The 14,483-nt window shown below is 65.8% G+C and carries 12 protein-coding genes; 6 read left to right on the top strand and 6 right to left on the bottom strand.

Features of this window, described 5'->3' with window-relative positions; genetic code table 11:
* The first annotated feature begins 272 nt into the window (after window positions 1-272).
* Entirely contained in the window at window positions 273-890 is a 618-nt protein-coding gene (locus U5775_RS37535) for a hypothetical protein (protein ID WP_322063190.1), read from the top strand.
* Between the two features lie 164 nt (window positions 891-1,054).
* On the opposite strand, the gene gabD is transcribed toward U5775_RS37535, so the two are convergent.
* Window positions 1,055-2,506 (bottom strand): NADP-dependent succinate-semialdehyde dehydrogenase, encoded by a 1,452-nt coding sequence (gene gabD / locus U5775_RS37530; protein ID WP_322063188.1) that lies wholly within the window; start codon window positions 2,504-2,506, stop codon window positions 1,055-1,057.
* Between the two features lie 139 nt (window positions 2,507-2,645).
* Entirely contained in the window at window positions 2,646-3,932 is a 1,287-nt protein-coding gene (gene gabT / locus U5775_RS37525) for a 4-aminobutyrate--2-oxoglutarate transaminase (RefSeq protein WP_322063187.1), read from the bottom strand.
* A 146-nt stretch (window positions 3,933-4,078) separates the two neighbouring features.
* Here gabT and U5775_RS37520 point away from each other — a divergent pair, with 146 nt between their 5' ends.
* Window positions 4,079-5,818 (top strand): PLP-dependent aminotransferase family protein, encoded by a 1,740-nt coding sequence (locus U5775_RS37520; protein ID WP_322063186.1) that lies wholly within the window; start codon window positions 4,079-4,081, stop codon window positions 5,816-5,818.
* Between the two features lie 31 nt (window positions 5,819-5,849).
* Here U5775_RS37520 and U5775_RS37515 read toward each other — a convergent pair whose 3' ends face one another.
* From U5775_RS37515 to phnC, 4 genes are all read right to left on the bottom strand, one after another.
* Window positions 5,850-6,686, bottom strand: a complete 837-nt coding sequence (locus tag U5775_RS37515) for an EamA family transporter (RefSeq protein WP_322063185.1) — start codon at window positions 6,684-6,686, stop codon at window positions 5,850-5,852.
* Between the two features lie 190 nt (window positions 6,687-6,876).
* Window positions 6,877-7,647, bottom strand: coding sequence for a phosphonate ABC transporter, permease protein PhnE (phnE, locus tag U5775_RS37510; protein ID WP_322063189.1), 771 nt, complete (start codon window positions 7,645-7,647; stop codon window positions 6,877-6,879).
* 155 nt (window positions 7,648-7,802) lie between these two features.
* Window positions 7,803-8,789 carry a phosphonate ABC transporter substrate-binding protein gene (phnD, locus tag U5775_RS37505; RefSeq protein ID WP_322063184.1) on the bottom strand — a complete coding sequence of 329 codons (987 nt, stop codon included), beginning with the start codon at window positions 8,787-8,789 and terminating at the stop codon, window positions 7,803-7,805.
* A gap of 61 nt (window positions 8,790-8,850) precedes the next feature.
* Complete coding sequence (gene phnC, locus U5775_RS37500) at window positions 8,851-9,681, bottom strand: phosphonate ABC transporter ATP-binding protein (protein WP_322063183.1); 831 nt, start codon at window positions 9,679-9,681, stop codon at window positions 8,851-8,853.
* Between the two features lie 338 nt (window positions 9,682-10,019).
* On the opposite strand from phnC, the gene U5775_RS37495 reads away from it, so the two are divergent.
* The 4 genes from U5775_RS37495 to U5775_RS37480 all read left to right on the top strand — a co-directional run bounded on the left by U5775_RS37495 (window position 10,020) and on the right by U5775_RS37480 (window position 13,910).
* The gene (locus U5775_RS37495) at window positions 10,020-11,054 is read left to right on the top strand and encodes a M14 family zinc carboxypeptidase (RefSeq protein WP_322063182.1); all 1,035 of its coding nucleotides are present in this window, start codon (window positions 10,020-10,022) and stop codon (window positions 11,052-11,054) included.
* Window positions 11,051-11,830 (top strand): alpha/beta hydrolase, encoded by a 780-nt coding sequence (locus U5775_RS37490; RefSeq protein ID WP_322063181.1) that lies wholly within the window; start codon window positions 11,051-11,053, stop codon window positions 11,828-11,830. Before U5775_RS37495 ends, U5775_RS37490 begins: the two co-directional genes overlap by 4 nt.
* 98 nt (window positions 11,831-11,928) lie before the next feature.
* The gene (gene selD, locus U5775_RS37485; RefSeq protein ID WP_322063180.1) at window positions 11,929-13,002 is read left to right on the top strand and encodes a selenide, water dikinase SelD; all 1,074 of its coding nucleotides are present in this window, start codon (window positions 11,929-11,931) and stop codon (window positions 13,000-13,002) included.
* On the top strand, window positions 12,999-13,910 hold the full coding sequence (locus U5775_RS37480; RefSeq protein WP_322063179.1) for a cation diffusion facilitator family transporter: 912 nt from the start codon (window positions 12,999-13,001) through the stop codon (window positions 13,908-13,910). The genes selD and U5775_RS37480 overlap by 4 nt, the downstream gene beginning before the upstream one ends.
* Window positions 13,911-14,483: the final 573 nt, after the last annotated feature.

The raw sequence follows: 14,483 nt of genomic DNA, 5'->3' as shown, positions 1-14,483 counted from the left end.
TCCTCCGTATTAACGATTCACAGCGAATGATTCACAGCGGGCCGCCATTGACATCGCCGCATTAGCGTTTCACGAACAGAAAGAGTGCGCTGAATTGTTTCGGATTGGACGCCGATCAATAAAGCCACGCTTATTGTTATGCGTTCAGCTTAATCTGACGTAGCTCGCAGCCATCCACTAGTCGATTTTTAAACGGCACGCGTAGAATCGTCCCACTTCGGCACAAGCCGTTGCAGAGCAATCCAAACCGTCTTTTGAGGAGAATCCGGATGATGAAGGCAACAACGTTGGCAGCAGCGGTGGCGGTGGTTGGCATGGTGTTCGCGCAGGCGGCATTGGCGCAAACGGAGCAGCCGGCGTCGGCGCCTGAGGGACAGTCGGCGCTCGCGGGCGCGGCGCAAGCGATCGTCGCCAACGCGGAGCCGGTTCACGTGCAGGCCAAGATCGTCGGCATCGACCGCGCATCGCGCGTGGTCACGCTGCGCGGCCCGCGCGGCAACGACGTGGACATCGCGCTCAGCCAGCAAGTGAGCAACTTCGACCAGCTCAACGTGGGCGACACCGTCGACGTGCTCTACAAGAACGCGCTGCTCGTGACGGCCGAGAAGGTGACGGGCAAGGACAAGGGCATTCGCAAGCGCGTCGATACCAACGTCTATCTGCCGGCCTCGTCGGGCTATGACGCCGCGCGCCAGGTCGAGGTCCAGGCCACGGTCCAGCACATCAATCTGAAGAAGCGCGAAGTGACGCTGCGCGGCGCGTATCAGACGGTCACGGTCGACGCAACGCCCGATGTCGATCTGAAGAAGCTCAAGGTCGGCGACACGATTCACGCCGTGTTCGTTTCCGCCTACGCAACGCAGATCACGCCGGTGGGCGCTGCCCAGTAAGCGGCGCCGGGCCGCGCGCCCGGCTGCACGCAAACGAAAGTTAAAATTAAAGCGAAAACGAAAAACGCCGGCGCAGCGCGAATACATCGCGATGCGCCGGCGTTTCGGTCACCAGCGGGCGCTTTTCTGGGCGCCCGTTTTCTTTTGACGAAAGCTCCGGCGGCTTACATGCCCGCCATGCACATGTACTTGACGACCACGTAGTCGTCCACGCCATAGTGCGAGCCTTCGCGGCCGAGGCCCGACTGCTTCACGCCGCCGAACGGTGCGACTTCGTTCGAGATCAGGCCGGTGTTGATGCCCACCATGCCGTATTCGAGCGCTTCGGCCACGCGCCACACGCGGCCGATGTCGCGGCTATAGAAGTAGGCGGCGAGACCAAACTCGGTATCGTTCGCCATCCTGATGACTTCTTCATCGGACGAGAAGCGGAACAGCGGTGCGAGCGGACCGAAGGTTTCGTCGCGCGCGACCTTCATCGCGGGCGTGACGTTCGTGAGCACGGTGGGCTCGAAGAAGCCGTGGCCGAGTGCGTGACGCTTGCCGCCCGTGAGCACTTGCGCGCCCTTCGCGAGCGCGTCCTCGATGTGCGACTCCACCTTCAGCACGGCCGCTTCGTTGATGAGCGGACCTTGCGTGACGCCGGTTTCGGTGCCAAAACCCACTTTGAGCTTTTCCACGGCTTCGCGCAGCTTCGCGGCGAACGTGTCGTAGACGGCGTCGTGCACGTAGAAGCGGTTCGTGCATACGCAGGTCTGGCCGCTGTTGCGGTACTTCGAGGCGATGGCGCCGGCCACTGCCGCGTCGATATCGGCGTCTTCGAAGACGATGAACGGTGCGTTGCCGCCCAGTTCGAGCGAGACCTTCTTGACGGTCGCCGCGCACTGGCTCATCAGCAGGCGGCCCACCGGCGTGGAGCCCGTGAACGACAGCTTGCGCACCGTGGGGTTGCTCGTGAGCTCGCCGCCGATCGCCTTCGGGTCGCCGGTGACGACGCTGAAGATGCCGGCCGGCACGCCCGCGCGCTCGGCCAGCACGGCCAGCGCGAGCGCCGAGAGCGGTGTGGCTTCGGCGGGCTTGAGCACGATCGGGCAGCCTGCCGCGAGCGCGGGGCCGACCTTGCGCGTGATCATCGCGGCGGGGAAGTTCCACGGCGTGATCGCGGCGCACACGCCCACGGGTTCCTTGGTCACGACGATGCGCTTGTCATTGGCGACGGTCGGAATCGTGTCGCCGTAGATGCGCTTGCCTTCTTCCGCGAACCATTCGAGGAACGATGCGGCGTAGCCGATTTCGCCCTTCGCCTCGGCGAGCGGCTTGCCTTGCTCGGTGGTGAGGATGAGCGCGAGGTCGTCGGCGTTCGCCATCATCAGGTCGTGCCACTTGCGCAGGATGACGCTGCGCTCCTTTGCGGTTTTCGTGCGCCAGGCGGGCCAGGCGGCGTTTGCGGCGGCAATCGCGCGGCGCGTTTCGGCGGCGCCCATGCGTGGCACCGTGCCGATCAGCGCGCCGGTGGCGGGGTTGGTCACGTCGAGCGTGGCGCCGTCTTCGGCGCCTTGCCATTCGCCGTTGATATAGGCCTTGCTTTGCAGCAGCGATGCGTCTTTCAGGTTCATGCGTGAACTCCCGACAGGCTTCGTTTCAATTCGATGCAATAAGAACGACAAACGGCACAGCGGCAAGCGCCGGTGTGCCGTTTCGTGGATGGGCCCGCCGCGCGGGGCGGGCCGATGTCTTGCTAAAGGCGCAGAACGCTTACGCGGGCACGCCCACGGCTTCCTTGATCGACTCTTCGAGGATCGCGAGCGCTTCGTCGAACACGTTTTCCTGGATCGTCAGCGGGAACAGGAAGCGCACGACGTTCGAGTAGACGCCGCAGACGAGCAGCAGCAGGCCGCGGTTGAGCGCGGCGGTCTGCACGCGCCTGGTGAAGTCGGCGTCGGCTTCGGTCGTGCCCGGCTTGCAGAATTCCACGGCGTTCATCGCGCCCGGACCGCGCACGTCGGCGATTTGCGGCACTTCGGCCTTCATCGCGTTGAGCTTGGCCTTGAGCTTGTCGCCGAGCTTCGTGGCGCGCTCGCAGAGCTTTTCTTCTTCGATGATCTCGATCACCGCATGCGCCGAAGCCACGGCCAGCGGGTTGCCCGCGTAGGTGCCACCGAGGCCGCCGGGCGCTGCCGCGTCCATCACTTCCGCGCGGCCGACCACGCCCGAGAGGGGCATGCCGCCCGCGAGGCTTTTGGCGATCGTCATGAGATCCGGCGTGACGTCGTAGTGCTCCATCGCGAACAGCTTGCCGGTGCGCGCGAAGCCCGTTTGCACTTCGTCGGCAATCAACAGGATGCCGTGCGTGTCGCAGATCTTGCGCAGGCCGCGCACGAAATCAGCGGGCGCCTGGTAGAAGCCGCCTTCGCCCTGGACCGGTTCGAAGATGATCGCGGCGACGCGCTTCGGATCGATGTCGGCCTTGAACAGCATCTCGATATGCTTGAGCGAGTCGGCCGTGCTGATGCCGTGGACCGGGTTGGGGTACGGGGCGTGGTAGACGTCGGCCGGGAACGGACCGAACGCGAGCTTGTACGGCGCGACCTTGCCCGTGAGCGCCATGCCCATCAGCGTGCGGCCGTGGAAGCCGCCCGCGAAGGCGATCACGCCCGGACGGCCCGTGTGGGCGCGGGCGATCTTGACGGCGTTCTCGACGGCTTCGGCGCCGGTCGTGAAGAACGCGGCCTTCTTGGCGAAGCTGCCCGGCGCGCGCTGGGCGACCTTCTCGGCCAGCGAGACGTACGACTCGTAGGGGACGATCTGGTAGGCGGTGTGCGTGAAGTGGTCGAGCTGCGCCTTGATGGCGGCGACGATCTTCGGATGGCGGTGGCCCGTGTTGCACACGGCGATGCCGGCCGCGAAGTCGATGAAGCGACGGCCTTCGACGTCCCACAGCTCCGCATTCTCGGCGCGCTCGGCGTAGAAGTCGCACATCACGCCCACGCCGCGCGGGGTAATGGCGTTCTTGCGGTTTTGCAGATCGGCGTTCTTGGTCACGTTCGTCTCCTTCGAAAACAGTGTCGGTTGCTGGTTGGCGGGTGGACCGGCGGTTCATCCTCCGCATTCAGCCCATGCCGCGACTATACTCAGGTTTGGCTCTAAAATTCAGAGCCATTCAGTAAAATTATTAGGAGCCAATTTCGATGCGAGCGAGTGTCCTGTCCGACTGGCTGGCCCAGCGGATCGAGCGCGGCGGCGCTCAGCCGGTCTACCGGCAACTGCACCGGCTGCTGCAGCAGGCGATCCTCTCGCGCGAGCTGCCGGCGGGCGCGCGGGTGCCGTCGTCGCGGCTGCTGGCGGCCGAGCTGGGCATCGCGCGCAATACGGTCACGCAGGTGTACGAGCAACTCGTGCTCGAAGGCTATGTGACTTCGGCGACGGGGCGCGGGACGTTTGTCGCCGATACTTCGCCCGATGAGATCGTTGGGGCGCCTGAAATTGGCTCCCTCAGGGATACGAAAAATGTCGCTGAATCGAGATCCGCACCCAATTCGACGATGATGGGCGGATTCGATAATGCCGGCTTAATCGCAACTAACAGCCCCAGCAGCGGGTCCGCATCGATACGCGCGGCGTCGAGCGCCGATAGCGTGCAGCCGACGGCGGCAATGTCTGCAATATTCGTGGTGTCCGCGACGCAAGCCCATTTCCCTGGCGCCGATGCCGAACGGACCCCGGCGCTATCCACCGCCACGCAAGCGCAGCGCACGGCGGCCCGTGCGCTCTCCACGCGCGGCGCACGCCTCATCGCGGGCGCGGGCGTCTCGAAGCGTCAGGGCGGCGCGTTCATGCCCGGCGTGCCCGACGTCTCGCGCTTTCCGGCGCGCGTCTGGACGCGCCTGCACAACAAGTACTGGCGCAGCCTGCGCCCCGATCTGCTGACCTACGCACCGGGCGGCGGCCTGGCGCTCTTGCGCCACGTGCTCGCCGACTATCTGCGCACCTCGCGCTCGGTGCGCTGCTCGCCCGAGCAGATCATCATCACGACGGGCATCCACCAGTCGGTGGACCTGGCCGTGCGTCTGCTCTCCGACCCCGGCGACACGATCTGGACCGAGGACCCGTGCTACTGGGGCGTGCGCAGCGTGCTACAGGTCTCGGGGCTCAAGCCGCGACCGATCGCGGTCGACAGCGAGGGCATCAATCCGTCGGCTGCCGATTTCGCCGCCGCGCCGCCGAAGCTGATTCTCGTCACGCCCTCGCACCAGTATCCGCTCGGCATGGTGATGAGTCTCGCGCGTCGCCGCATGCTGCTCGAGTACGCGCGCCAGCATCAATGCTGGATCATCGAGGACGACTACGACAGCGAGTTCCGCTACGGCAGCCGGCCGCTTGCGTCGCTGCAGGGGCTCGATACGGCGGGGCAGGTGATCTACGTGGGCAGCTTCGGCAAGACGCTGTTTCCGGGGCTGCGCGTGGGCTATCTCGTCGCGCCCGAGTCGCTCGCCGAAAGCTTCGCGACCGCGAGCGCCGAGCTTTATCGCGAAGGCCAGCTCCTGCAGCAGGCGGTGCTGGCGGAGTTCATCGCCGAGGGGCATTTCACTTCGCACATCCGCAAGATGCGCGCGCTCTACGGCCAGCGCCGCCAGGCGCTGCTTGATGCCGCCATGCGCCGTTACGGCGACGCGCTGCCCGCGATGGGCGGCGACGCGGGCCTGCACGTGGTCATGCAACTGCCCGAAGGCAGCGACGACCGCGCCGTGGCCGAGGCCGCGCTCGCGCGCAATATCGTCGTGCGGCCGCTGTCGGGCTATTACTCGGAGCGCGAGCGCGCGGCGTCGGGGCTGTTAATCGGCTATGCGTGCGTGCCCGACGAGGAAATCGCGCCCGCGTTCGATACGCTTGCCGAGGCTATTGACGCGAGTCTGCCGGCGTTTGCGTAGTGCGTACAGGCATCGGCGCGACGCAGGCGGTTCACATACGAATCAACACCGCGCCGCACGTCACGAGCACGCACGCCACCATACGGCGCGCCGTGAGCTTTTCGCGCATGAAGAGCCAGCCGATCAGCACCGCGAAGATCGACGACATCTCGCGCAGCGCCGACACCATGGCGATCGGCAGATAGCGGAACGCCTCGATCACGAGGCAATACGCGGTGAGCGCGAGCACGCCCGCGAGCATGCCGCGCACGGCGCTGGCCTTCGAGACGAACATCTGCGCCGCGCCGCCCCGTAGCTTGCAGACCACGATGAACTGCGGGACGTTCCAGAGCAGATAGACCCACATGATGTAGCTGAGCGGATTGCCGGCGAGGCGCGCGCCGAGACCGTCGACGATCGAATAGGTCGCGATGAAGAAGCCCGTCGTCAGCGCCCAGGGCACGCTCTCGCCCGAGAAGCGCATGCCGCGCCGGAATGCGAGCGACATGATGCCGAGCGAGACGAGCACCACGCCCGTGGCGGCGAGTGCGTGCAGCTCCTCGTGCGCGAATAGCATCGCGCCCACGAACACGAGCAGCGGCGAGAGCCCACGCGCAATCGGGTAGATCTGCCCGAAGTCGCCGCTGCGGTAGGCGCGGACCAGCGCGAAGCAGTACGCGAATTCGAGCAGCGCCGATGCCGCGATATACGGCCAGCTCGCGGCGGCGGGCAGCGGCAGCACGCACACGCCCACGGCGCTCACCAGCACATAAGGGACCGAGAACATGCCGAGCAGCCAGACGCGGTCGCCCGAGAGGTGGAGAAAGGCGTTCCAGCTCGCGTGCATGAGCGCCGAAAGCAGAACCAGCAGGACGACGAAGCTTGCCATCGGACGAGCGCAATAATGTGCGCAACAGCGTGCGCAATAAGTGGGAGGGACGCGGGGAGGTTGCGACCGCAAGCAGCCGATTATTCCAGCGAATGCACTGCGGCGCCAGAAAGAAACGCGATGCAAAGAAAAAAGCGCGGGCGCATGGCGATGGCCATGCAGCCCGCGCTCCGGCTCTCGAAGCAGGGTGTCAGATCACGCGCGCGCGCAGCTTCGCCGAGATGAGGTCGATCACCGTCACCACGGCGATCACCATGATCAGCACCGCGCTCGTCTGCCCATAGTCGAACGAGCGGATTTCCTCGTAGAGCACGACGCCGATGCCGCCCGCGCCCACCATGCCCACCACCATCGCCGAGCGCACGTTCGATTCGAAGCGGTAGAGCGCGTACGAGATCCACAGCGGCATGACCTGGGGCAGCACGCCGTAGATGATCTCGTCGAGCGGCGTGGCGCCCGTCGCGCGCACGCCCTCGGCGGGGCGCGGGTCGATGGCCTCGACGGCCTCCGCGAAGAGCTTGGCGAGCACGCCCGTCGTGTGGACCCAGAGCGCGAGCACGCCCGCGAAGGGCCCCAGGCCCACCGCGACGATGAAGAGCATCGCGAACACCATCTCGTTGATGGCGCGGCATGCGTCCATGAGCCGGCGCACCGGATGGAGCACCCAGGCCGGCGCGAGATTGTGCGACGACATCAGCCCGAACGGCACCGCGCAGACGATCGCGAGCGCCGTGCCCCAGAGCGCCACCGCTATCGTCACCCACATCTCATGCACATAGGTGCGCCATTCGGTGAAGTCGGGCGGGAAGAAGCCGCGCGCGAACGTGCCCATGTTCTGCGAGTCGGCGAACAGGTCGAGCGGGCGCATGTCCGCGCCGCGCCAGGCCACGCCGAGCAGCACGAACACGATCGCCCAGAGCATGAGCGACGACCAGCTGCGCTTGCGCGCCGCGGTGCTCATTGAACTGGCCGCCAGATTCGCGCGCGGCGCCGCTTTGGCCGGCCCGGTGCGCGACGGCTGCGCGAGCGCTTCGCCGGACGGGTTGGCCTGCTCCGCGCCGAAGCCATCGGCGGCGTGCGGCGCGAGTCGCGATGCGTCGAAGTCCATCGTGCCCATCACTGCTTCGCCGCGGTCGCGAGCGCGCCGATCTTCGCGTCGATGGCCGCAATCTGGCTCTTGCGGTCGTCGTCGGACAGATGCGTGTCGGCGGCGATCTTCTGTTTCTGCTGGAACAGCGCGACCTGGCGGATCGACTGCAACTGCGCGTCGGAGGCGGGCGCGAAGCCCGCGTAGCCGGTGATGTCGGCCATGATCTTCTTCTCCTTCGGATCGGTCTTCGCGTAGTGATAGAAGAAGTCGCGCAGCTTCTGCCTGGTCGCTTCGGGCAGGTCCTTGCGCCACACGAGCGGGTCGGACGGAATCAGCGGCGAGGTCCACAGCACGCGCACCTGTGCGAAGCGGTCCGGGTACTTGTGCTGGAGCGTGGCGAGCTCGATGGTGTTGTTGGTCGCGATGTCGATCTTGTTGTTGACCACGGCGAGCAGGTTCGCCTCGTGGCTCGAAGGCAGCACCGTCTTGAACGCCGACGCGTTCACCGAGATGCCGTGCTGCGCAAACAGGTAATAGCCGGGGATCAGCGTGCCCGAGGTGGAGTTCGGATCGCCCCAGCCGAGCGTGAGATCCTTAGTATTCTTGAATACATCGTCGAGCGTCTTCACGCGGCTGTTGACGTTGGTGATGAGCACCGACTTGTAGCCGGCGTCGCCGTTGGCGTAGAGCACCTTCGCGAAGATCTCGCCGTTCGAGCGGTCCACGGCTTCCATGGCCGAGGCGTTGCCGAAGTAGCCGATCTGCACCTTGTTGAAGCGCATCGCTTCGATGATGCCCGAGTAGTCGGTGGCGAAGAATGCCATGACGTGCAGGCCGGTCTGACGATTCATGTCGTCGATGAACGGCTGCCAGCGCTGCTTGAGGACTGCTGACGAATCGGTCGAGATGATGCCGAAGTTGATGTCTTCCGCGTGAGCGGCGGACACGCCGAGCGCGGCGAATGCAACGGCGCCGGCGGCGCACCAGGAGAGCATGGAGCGGAGCAGTTTCATGGGAGAGGCGAAGTCCGTGATGAGTGGGGGTGTGGGTGGTACGAGGCCGGTTCAGGCGGCTTCATGCGGCTTTGGGCTGCGCGCCGAAGCGGTGCGTGGCCATAGACGCGGCATCGGGTTCGAGCAGCTCGCGCGCGGCGCTGCCATAAAGCTGTTGCAGCAGCACGGGCGTGAGCGCGGCGGACGGGCCGTCGTAGACCACGCGGCCATCGCGCAGCGCGATCGTGCGCGGGCAGTACTGCATCGCGATATCGACCTGATGCAGCGAGACGATTACCGTGAGTCCGTGATTGCGGTTGAGCATGCGCAGCATGTCCATCACGCGGCGCGACGACTCGGGGTCGAGCGAGGCAATCGGCTCGTCGGCGAGAATCAGGCGCGCGCGCTGCACGAGCGCCCGTGCGAGCGCGGCGCGCTGCTGCTGGCCGCCCGAGAGATTCGCGGCGCGCTCGTCCGCTTTGTCGCCAATGCCCACTTCAGCGAGCGCCGCAGTCGTTAGCTCGCGCTCGCTGCGCGGAAAGCATCCGGTGAGACGGCGCCACAATGGCAGGCGTGCAAGTGCGCCGATCAGCACGTTGGTTTCCACCGTGAGCCGATGCACGAGATTGAACTGCTGAAACACGAAGCCGATATCGCGGCGAATGCGGCGCACTTCGCGAACGATGCGGCCGTTCTGCTGAATCGGCCGGCCAAGTATTTCGATCTGCGAAGGTTGTGGATCGGCGGCGATGAAGCCGGCCACGTGGCGCAGCAGCGTCGACTTGCCCGATCCCGATGCGCCGATCAGCGCAACCATTTCGCCCGTACCCACGCGCAGGTTGATTTCGTCGAGCGCCTTGCGCCCCGTGCCCCCGAAAGTCTTCGAGAGGCGTTCGATGCGGATGGCGTCCATTGCGGCGTGCGTTGGGGCGTTCGTTGGGGCCTTCGTTGAGGTGTCCATGTCGATTTGTCGCGTGGCTCGGGCCATCGGCCGCGAGTCCTTGATTGAGTCGGGGACATTCTAGGAAGTGACTATGACGGTTGAGTGAAGGCATCGCGACGTCTAGACGACTACACATCTTGAGCGAGCAATCGACCGTGAATGAGCGAGGTCGCGAAACATGTCGATAACGTGACTGCGGCGTGACAGCGCGAGCGTTCGTGACATCTGCGTGACGTCCCGCAGGTGTCACGCGCAACGCGAGGCGTTCGGGCTATATTGGGGGACATCGACGAGGCTCGACAAAACAGATGCCAGGACTCAGCTTCCTACCCGACAGCTTCGAAGAATACGAGGACCTGAAGACGCTCCTCGATGCGGGCGCGCCCTGGTTCGACATCCGCAGCGCGGGCGAGGTCGAAGTGCGCGGCCGCCCTTTCTCGCTCTACGTGGCCGCGGTGGGTTCGCGCGATCCGGCCGCGCCCGCCATCGGCTTTTTCGGCGGCATCCATGGGCTCGAACGCATCGGCTCGCAACTCGTGCTCGATTACATGCGCGCGCTGGTCGGGCGTCTCGCGTGGGACGAACTGCTGATGCGCCAGCTCGAATCGGTGCGGCTCGTGATGATGCCGATCGTGAATCCTGGCGGCATGTGGCTCGCCACGCGCGCGAATCCCAACGGCGTGGACCTCATGCGCAATGCGCCCCAGGACGCCGACGAGCGCGTGCCGTTTCTCGCGGGCGGCCAGCGCGTGGGCTCGTGGCTGCCGTGGTATCGCGGCCCGCGCGGCGCGCGAATGGAGACCGAGGCGGCGGCGCTGCTGAAGATCGTCGACGAAGAACTCGCACATCGGCCGCTTGCGTTCGCGCTCGATTGCCACTCGGGCTACGGTTGGAGCGACAGCATCTGGTTTCCCTATGCGCGCACGCGTCAGTTGATGCGTCATCTGCCCGAGATGTATGTGCTCAAGACGATGTTCGAGCGCGCGCATCCGCATCACGGCTATACGTTCGAGCCGCAGAGCCACCAGTATCTGCTGCACGGCGATCTCTGGGATTGTGCCTACGATCGCGCGCCCACGGCCAGCGTGTTCCTGCCGCTCACGCTCGAGCTGGGCTCGTGGCTGTGGATCAAGAAGAATCCGCGTCAGCTTTTTTCTCGCCAGGGCATGTTCAATCCGGTGATGCAGCATCGCACCGCGCGCGTATTGCGGCGGCACGCGAATCTGTTCGAGTTCCTCACGCGCGCGGCGTTTTCCGCGTCGCGCTGGCTGCCCCAGGGCGTGGCGCGTCAGCAGGTGTTGCAAAGCGCGATCGGTCACTGGTACAGGAAGCCGGGCCTATGACGGCGCGCTGGATTCTGCTGCGCGGTCTCACGCGCGAGTCGCGTCATTGGGCGGCGTTCGCGCCGATGCTCGAAGCGCGTTGTGGCGCGGTGCTGCCCATCGACTTGCCCGGCAACGGCACGCTTGCGCATTGGCGCTCGCCCGTCGACGTCGACGCCTACGTGGATGCCGTGCGCGCCGAGGCGCAGCGGCACGGCGCGCGGCCGCCGCATCGGGTGCTGGCGATGTCGCTGGGCGGCATGGTGGCGTCGGCCTGGGCGCGGCGCTTTCCTGGTGAGGTCGAGCGCCTCGTGCTCGTCAACACGAGCATGCGGCCCTATAGCCGCTTCTACGAGCGCTTGCGGCCCGCCGCGTGGCCGGCGCTCGCGCGCGCGGCATGGCATTGGCGTGACGGTGATGGGAATGTTGCCGAAGCGATGATCCACGAGCGCACCTGTGCGCGCCGCGACACGCTCGCCGCCGATCTCGACGCCTGGTGCGCGATCCGCGCGAGCGCACCGGTGAGGCGGGCCAACGCGCTGCGCCAATTGCTGGCCGCCGCGCGCTACACGGTGCGCGGCGTGCCTCGCTGCCCGGTGCTCGTGCTGTCTTCGCGCGAGGATCGGCTCGTGGACCCGGCGTGCTCGGCGCGGCTCGCGCGGGCGTGGGGCGCGACGCATCGCGAGCATCCGTGGGCGGGGCACGATCTGCCTCACGATGATCCGCAATGGCTCGTCGACGTGGTTTGTGCCGTGTTTCAGGAGGCGGCCACGGACACCCGCGCCAACTCGTCCTGAAGCACCGCCGTCGCCCCCGCACCGCGCCATCGTGCGCGCAGGGATTGCCCCATAATATGGGGACCGTTTTCCGGCTTCCTTTGGAGCACATTCCGAACATGAACGACAACGACCGCCTCGCGCCCGCGCCGGCCGCGCCGCGCCTCACGAGCCTTTCGCACGGCGGCGGCTGCGGCTGCAAGATCGCGCCGGGCGTGCTCTCCGCGCTGCTCGCGCGCAGCACGCCGCTCACCGCCGCCTTTCCGAACCTGCTGGTGGGCACCGAAACCGCCGACGACGCCGCCGTCTACAAGCTCAACGACGAGCAGGCCATCGTCGCGACCACCGACTTCTTCATGCCAATCGTCGACGATCCCTACGATTTCGGCCGTATCGCCGCCACCAACGCGCTTTCCGACGTCTACGCGATGGGCGGCAAGCCGATCCTCGCGCTCGCGCTGGTCGGCATGCCGATCAACACGCTGCCGCACGAGGTGATCGCGCAGGTGCTGCGCGGCGGCGAGGACGTTTGCGCGGCGGCCGGCATCCCCGTGGCGGGCGGCCATTCGATCGACTCGGTCGAGCCGATCTACGGGCTCGCGGCGCTCGGCGTGGTCCATCCCGAGCGCGTGAAGCGCAACGCGTCGGCGCGCGCGGGCGACGTGCTCGTGCTCGGCAAGCCGCTGGGCGTGGGCGTGCTGTCCGCCGCGCTCAAGAAAGACTTGCTCGACGCCGACGGCTACCGGGCCATGGTCGACGCCGCCACGATGCTCAATAAGCCGGGCTCCGCGCTTGCCGAGCTCGAAGGCGTGCACGCGATGACCGACGTGACCGGTTTCGGCCTGCTCGGCCATACGCTCGAAATCGCGCGCGGCGCGAATCTCACGGCGCGCGTGCGCTACGCCGACCTGCCGTGGCTGCCGGGCGTGGAGGCGTTCGTCGAGCAAGGCGTGTTCACGGGCGCATCGGGCCGCAACTGGGCCTCGTACAGCGAAGGCGTGACGCTCGCGCCCCAATTGCCGGAAGGCGCGCGCACGCTGCTCACCGATCCGCAGACCTCGGGCGGCCTGCTCGTGGCCTGCGCGCCGGAACAAGTGGATGACGTGCTCGCGCTCTTTCACGCGGACGGCTTCGCCGCCGCCTGCGTGATCGGCGAGTTGACGGAAGGACCCGCGCGCGTGGAAGTCGCATGAGTGCGGAATCGCCGAAAGCCATTTTCTACGCGCTCGCGGCGAACGCCGGCATCGCGGTCTGCAAGTACGCGGCGGCGGCGTTCACTGGCTCGGGCTCGATGTTCGCCGAGGCGATCCACTCGACGGCCGATTGCGGCAATCAGTTGCTGCTGCTGTTCGGCCTGCGCCAGTCGCGCGAGCCGCCCACGCCCCTGCATCCGATGGGCGCGGGCCGCGCGATCAACTTCTATTCGCTGCTCGTGGCGCTGCTGTTGTTTTTCGTGGGCGGCGCGTTTTCGGTGTACGAGGGCATTCACCGGCTGATCGCACGCGAGCCGCTGCAATACGTCTACGTGGCGCTCGCGGTGCTCGGGATTTCCGTGGTGCTCGAAGCGTTTTCGCTGTACGGCGCGCTGCGCGAAATCCGCAAAGGCTCGCCCAAGAAATCGCTGTGGCGCTGGGCGCGCGAGACGCGCGACTCCGACCTGCTCGTGGTGGCCGGCGAGGACATCGCCGCGCTCGCGGGTCTCGCCATCGCGTTTGCGGCGGTGCTGCTCACGGTCATCACCGGCAATCCGGTATGGGACGCGTGCGGATCGATCGCTATCGGCGTATTGCTGATGCTGATTGCCTGGTTCATCGCGCGCGAAGTGAAGTCGATGATCGTGGGCGAGTCGGCTAGTCCGGAAATGCGGCGCGAAATCGAGACGTTCCTGCGCGCGCGGCCCGAGATTCGCGGCATCATCAGTCTCATTACCCTGCAATGGGGTAAGGAAGTGGTCGTGGCCGTGCAGGCCGAGATGATCGACTACGAGCACAGCCGCACGATGGTCGAGGCGATCAACGCCATCGAAGCCGACTTGCAGGCGCGCTTTCCCGTGGTGCGCTGGGTGTTTTTCGAGCCGGATTTCGCGGTACGTAATCAGTGAGTCAGTGAACGGGCGTTCATGGGCCAGCGCGCCAGCCGTTGGCGCGATGGCCTGTGAACCGCTCCCCTCCGAGGCCGTCTGTCCCTCTATTAGTGCCAGGCGCTTCCCGCCAGCGCTGCCGACATCGTGTGTTGCGGCACTATTTCCTTCCGCGCTTTTCTCTCCGTGCTTCGCGGGCCGATCCTTATCCTGTTTTTCGAATATCTCCTGGTTTTTTGCGGACCGCGGGCCGTTAGTATGAATCCATGCCTCGCCGACACCGAAACGTCAGGCATCAAAGGTCAAGGATTGTTCGAGGCTTGATTCGGGTTACCTGGATTCAGAGTTCTCTTATTTGATGTGCTGATTCCTACGATTAATCTGAGAGTGTAGGCAGTCAGTCTGGTTGATGACCCAAGGCTCGATGCGCAGGCAGATTCCATTTGCCGGGCAACAGGAGCGACCAGGCTGCATCTGATTTCAGTAAAAGCAGGACTGCAAACTATTACTTAACGACGAAACTCCGGAATCTCGAATGAGTTGCAGGGCGAGCAGAAGTCGCTCGTCCTGTGGGTCAGTGTTGCCGGCCGTTTC

The sequence above is a fragment of the Paraburkholderia sp. J63 genome (assembly GCF_905220245.1).
Classification (GTDB): Bacteria; Pseudomonadota; Gammaproteobacteria; order Burkholderiales; family Burkholderiaceae; genus Paraburkholderia.
The sequence above is the reverse complement of the archived record's forward strand: the minus strand, read 5'-3'. Positions and strand labels throughout refer to the sequence as shown.

Coding starts and splice junctions, on each gene's coding strand:
- U5775_RS37535 (WP_322063190.1), top strand. CDS start 273: ATGAAGGCAACAACGTTGGCAGCAGCGGTGGCGGTGGTTGGCATGGTG.
- gabD (WP_322063188.1), bottom strand. CDS start 2,506: ATGAACCTGAAAGACGCATCGCTGCTGCAAAGCAAGGCCTATATCAAC.
- U5775_RS37520 (WP_322063186.1), top strand. CDS start 4,079: ATGCGAGCGAGTGTCCTGTCCGACTGGCTGGCCCAGCGGATCGAGCGC.
- U5775_RS37515 (WP_322063185.1), bottom strand. CDS start 6,686: ATGGCAAGCTTCGTCGTCCTGCTGGTTCTGCTTTCGGCGCTCATGCAC.
- phnE (WP_322063189.1), bottom strand. CDS start 7,647: ATGAGCACCGCGGCGCGCAAGCGCAGCTGGTCGTCGCTCATGCTCTGG.
- phnD (WP_322063184.1), bottom strand. CDS start 8,789: ATGAAACTGCTCCGCTCCATGCTCTCCTGGTGCGCCGCCGGCGCCGTT.
- phnC (WP_322063183.1), bottom strand. CDS start 9,681: ATGGACGCCATCCGCATCGAACGCCTCTCGAAGACTTTCGGGGGCACG.
- U5775_RS37495 (WP_322063182.1), top strand. CDS start 10,020: ATGCCAGGACTCAGCTTCCTACCCGACAGCTTCGAAGAATACGAGGAC.
- U5775_RS37490 (WP_322063181.1), top strand. CDS start 11,051: ATGACGGCGCGCTGGATTCTGCTGCGCGGTCTCACGCGCGAGTCGCGT.
- selD (WP_322063180.1), top strand. CDS start 11,929: ATGAACGACAACGACCGCCTCGCGCCCGCGCCGGCCGCGCCGCGCCTC.
- U5775_RS37480 (WP_322063179.1), top strand. CDS start 12,999: ATGAGTGCGGAATCGCCGAAAGCCATTTTCTACGCGCTCGCGGCGAAC.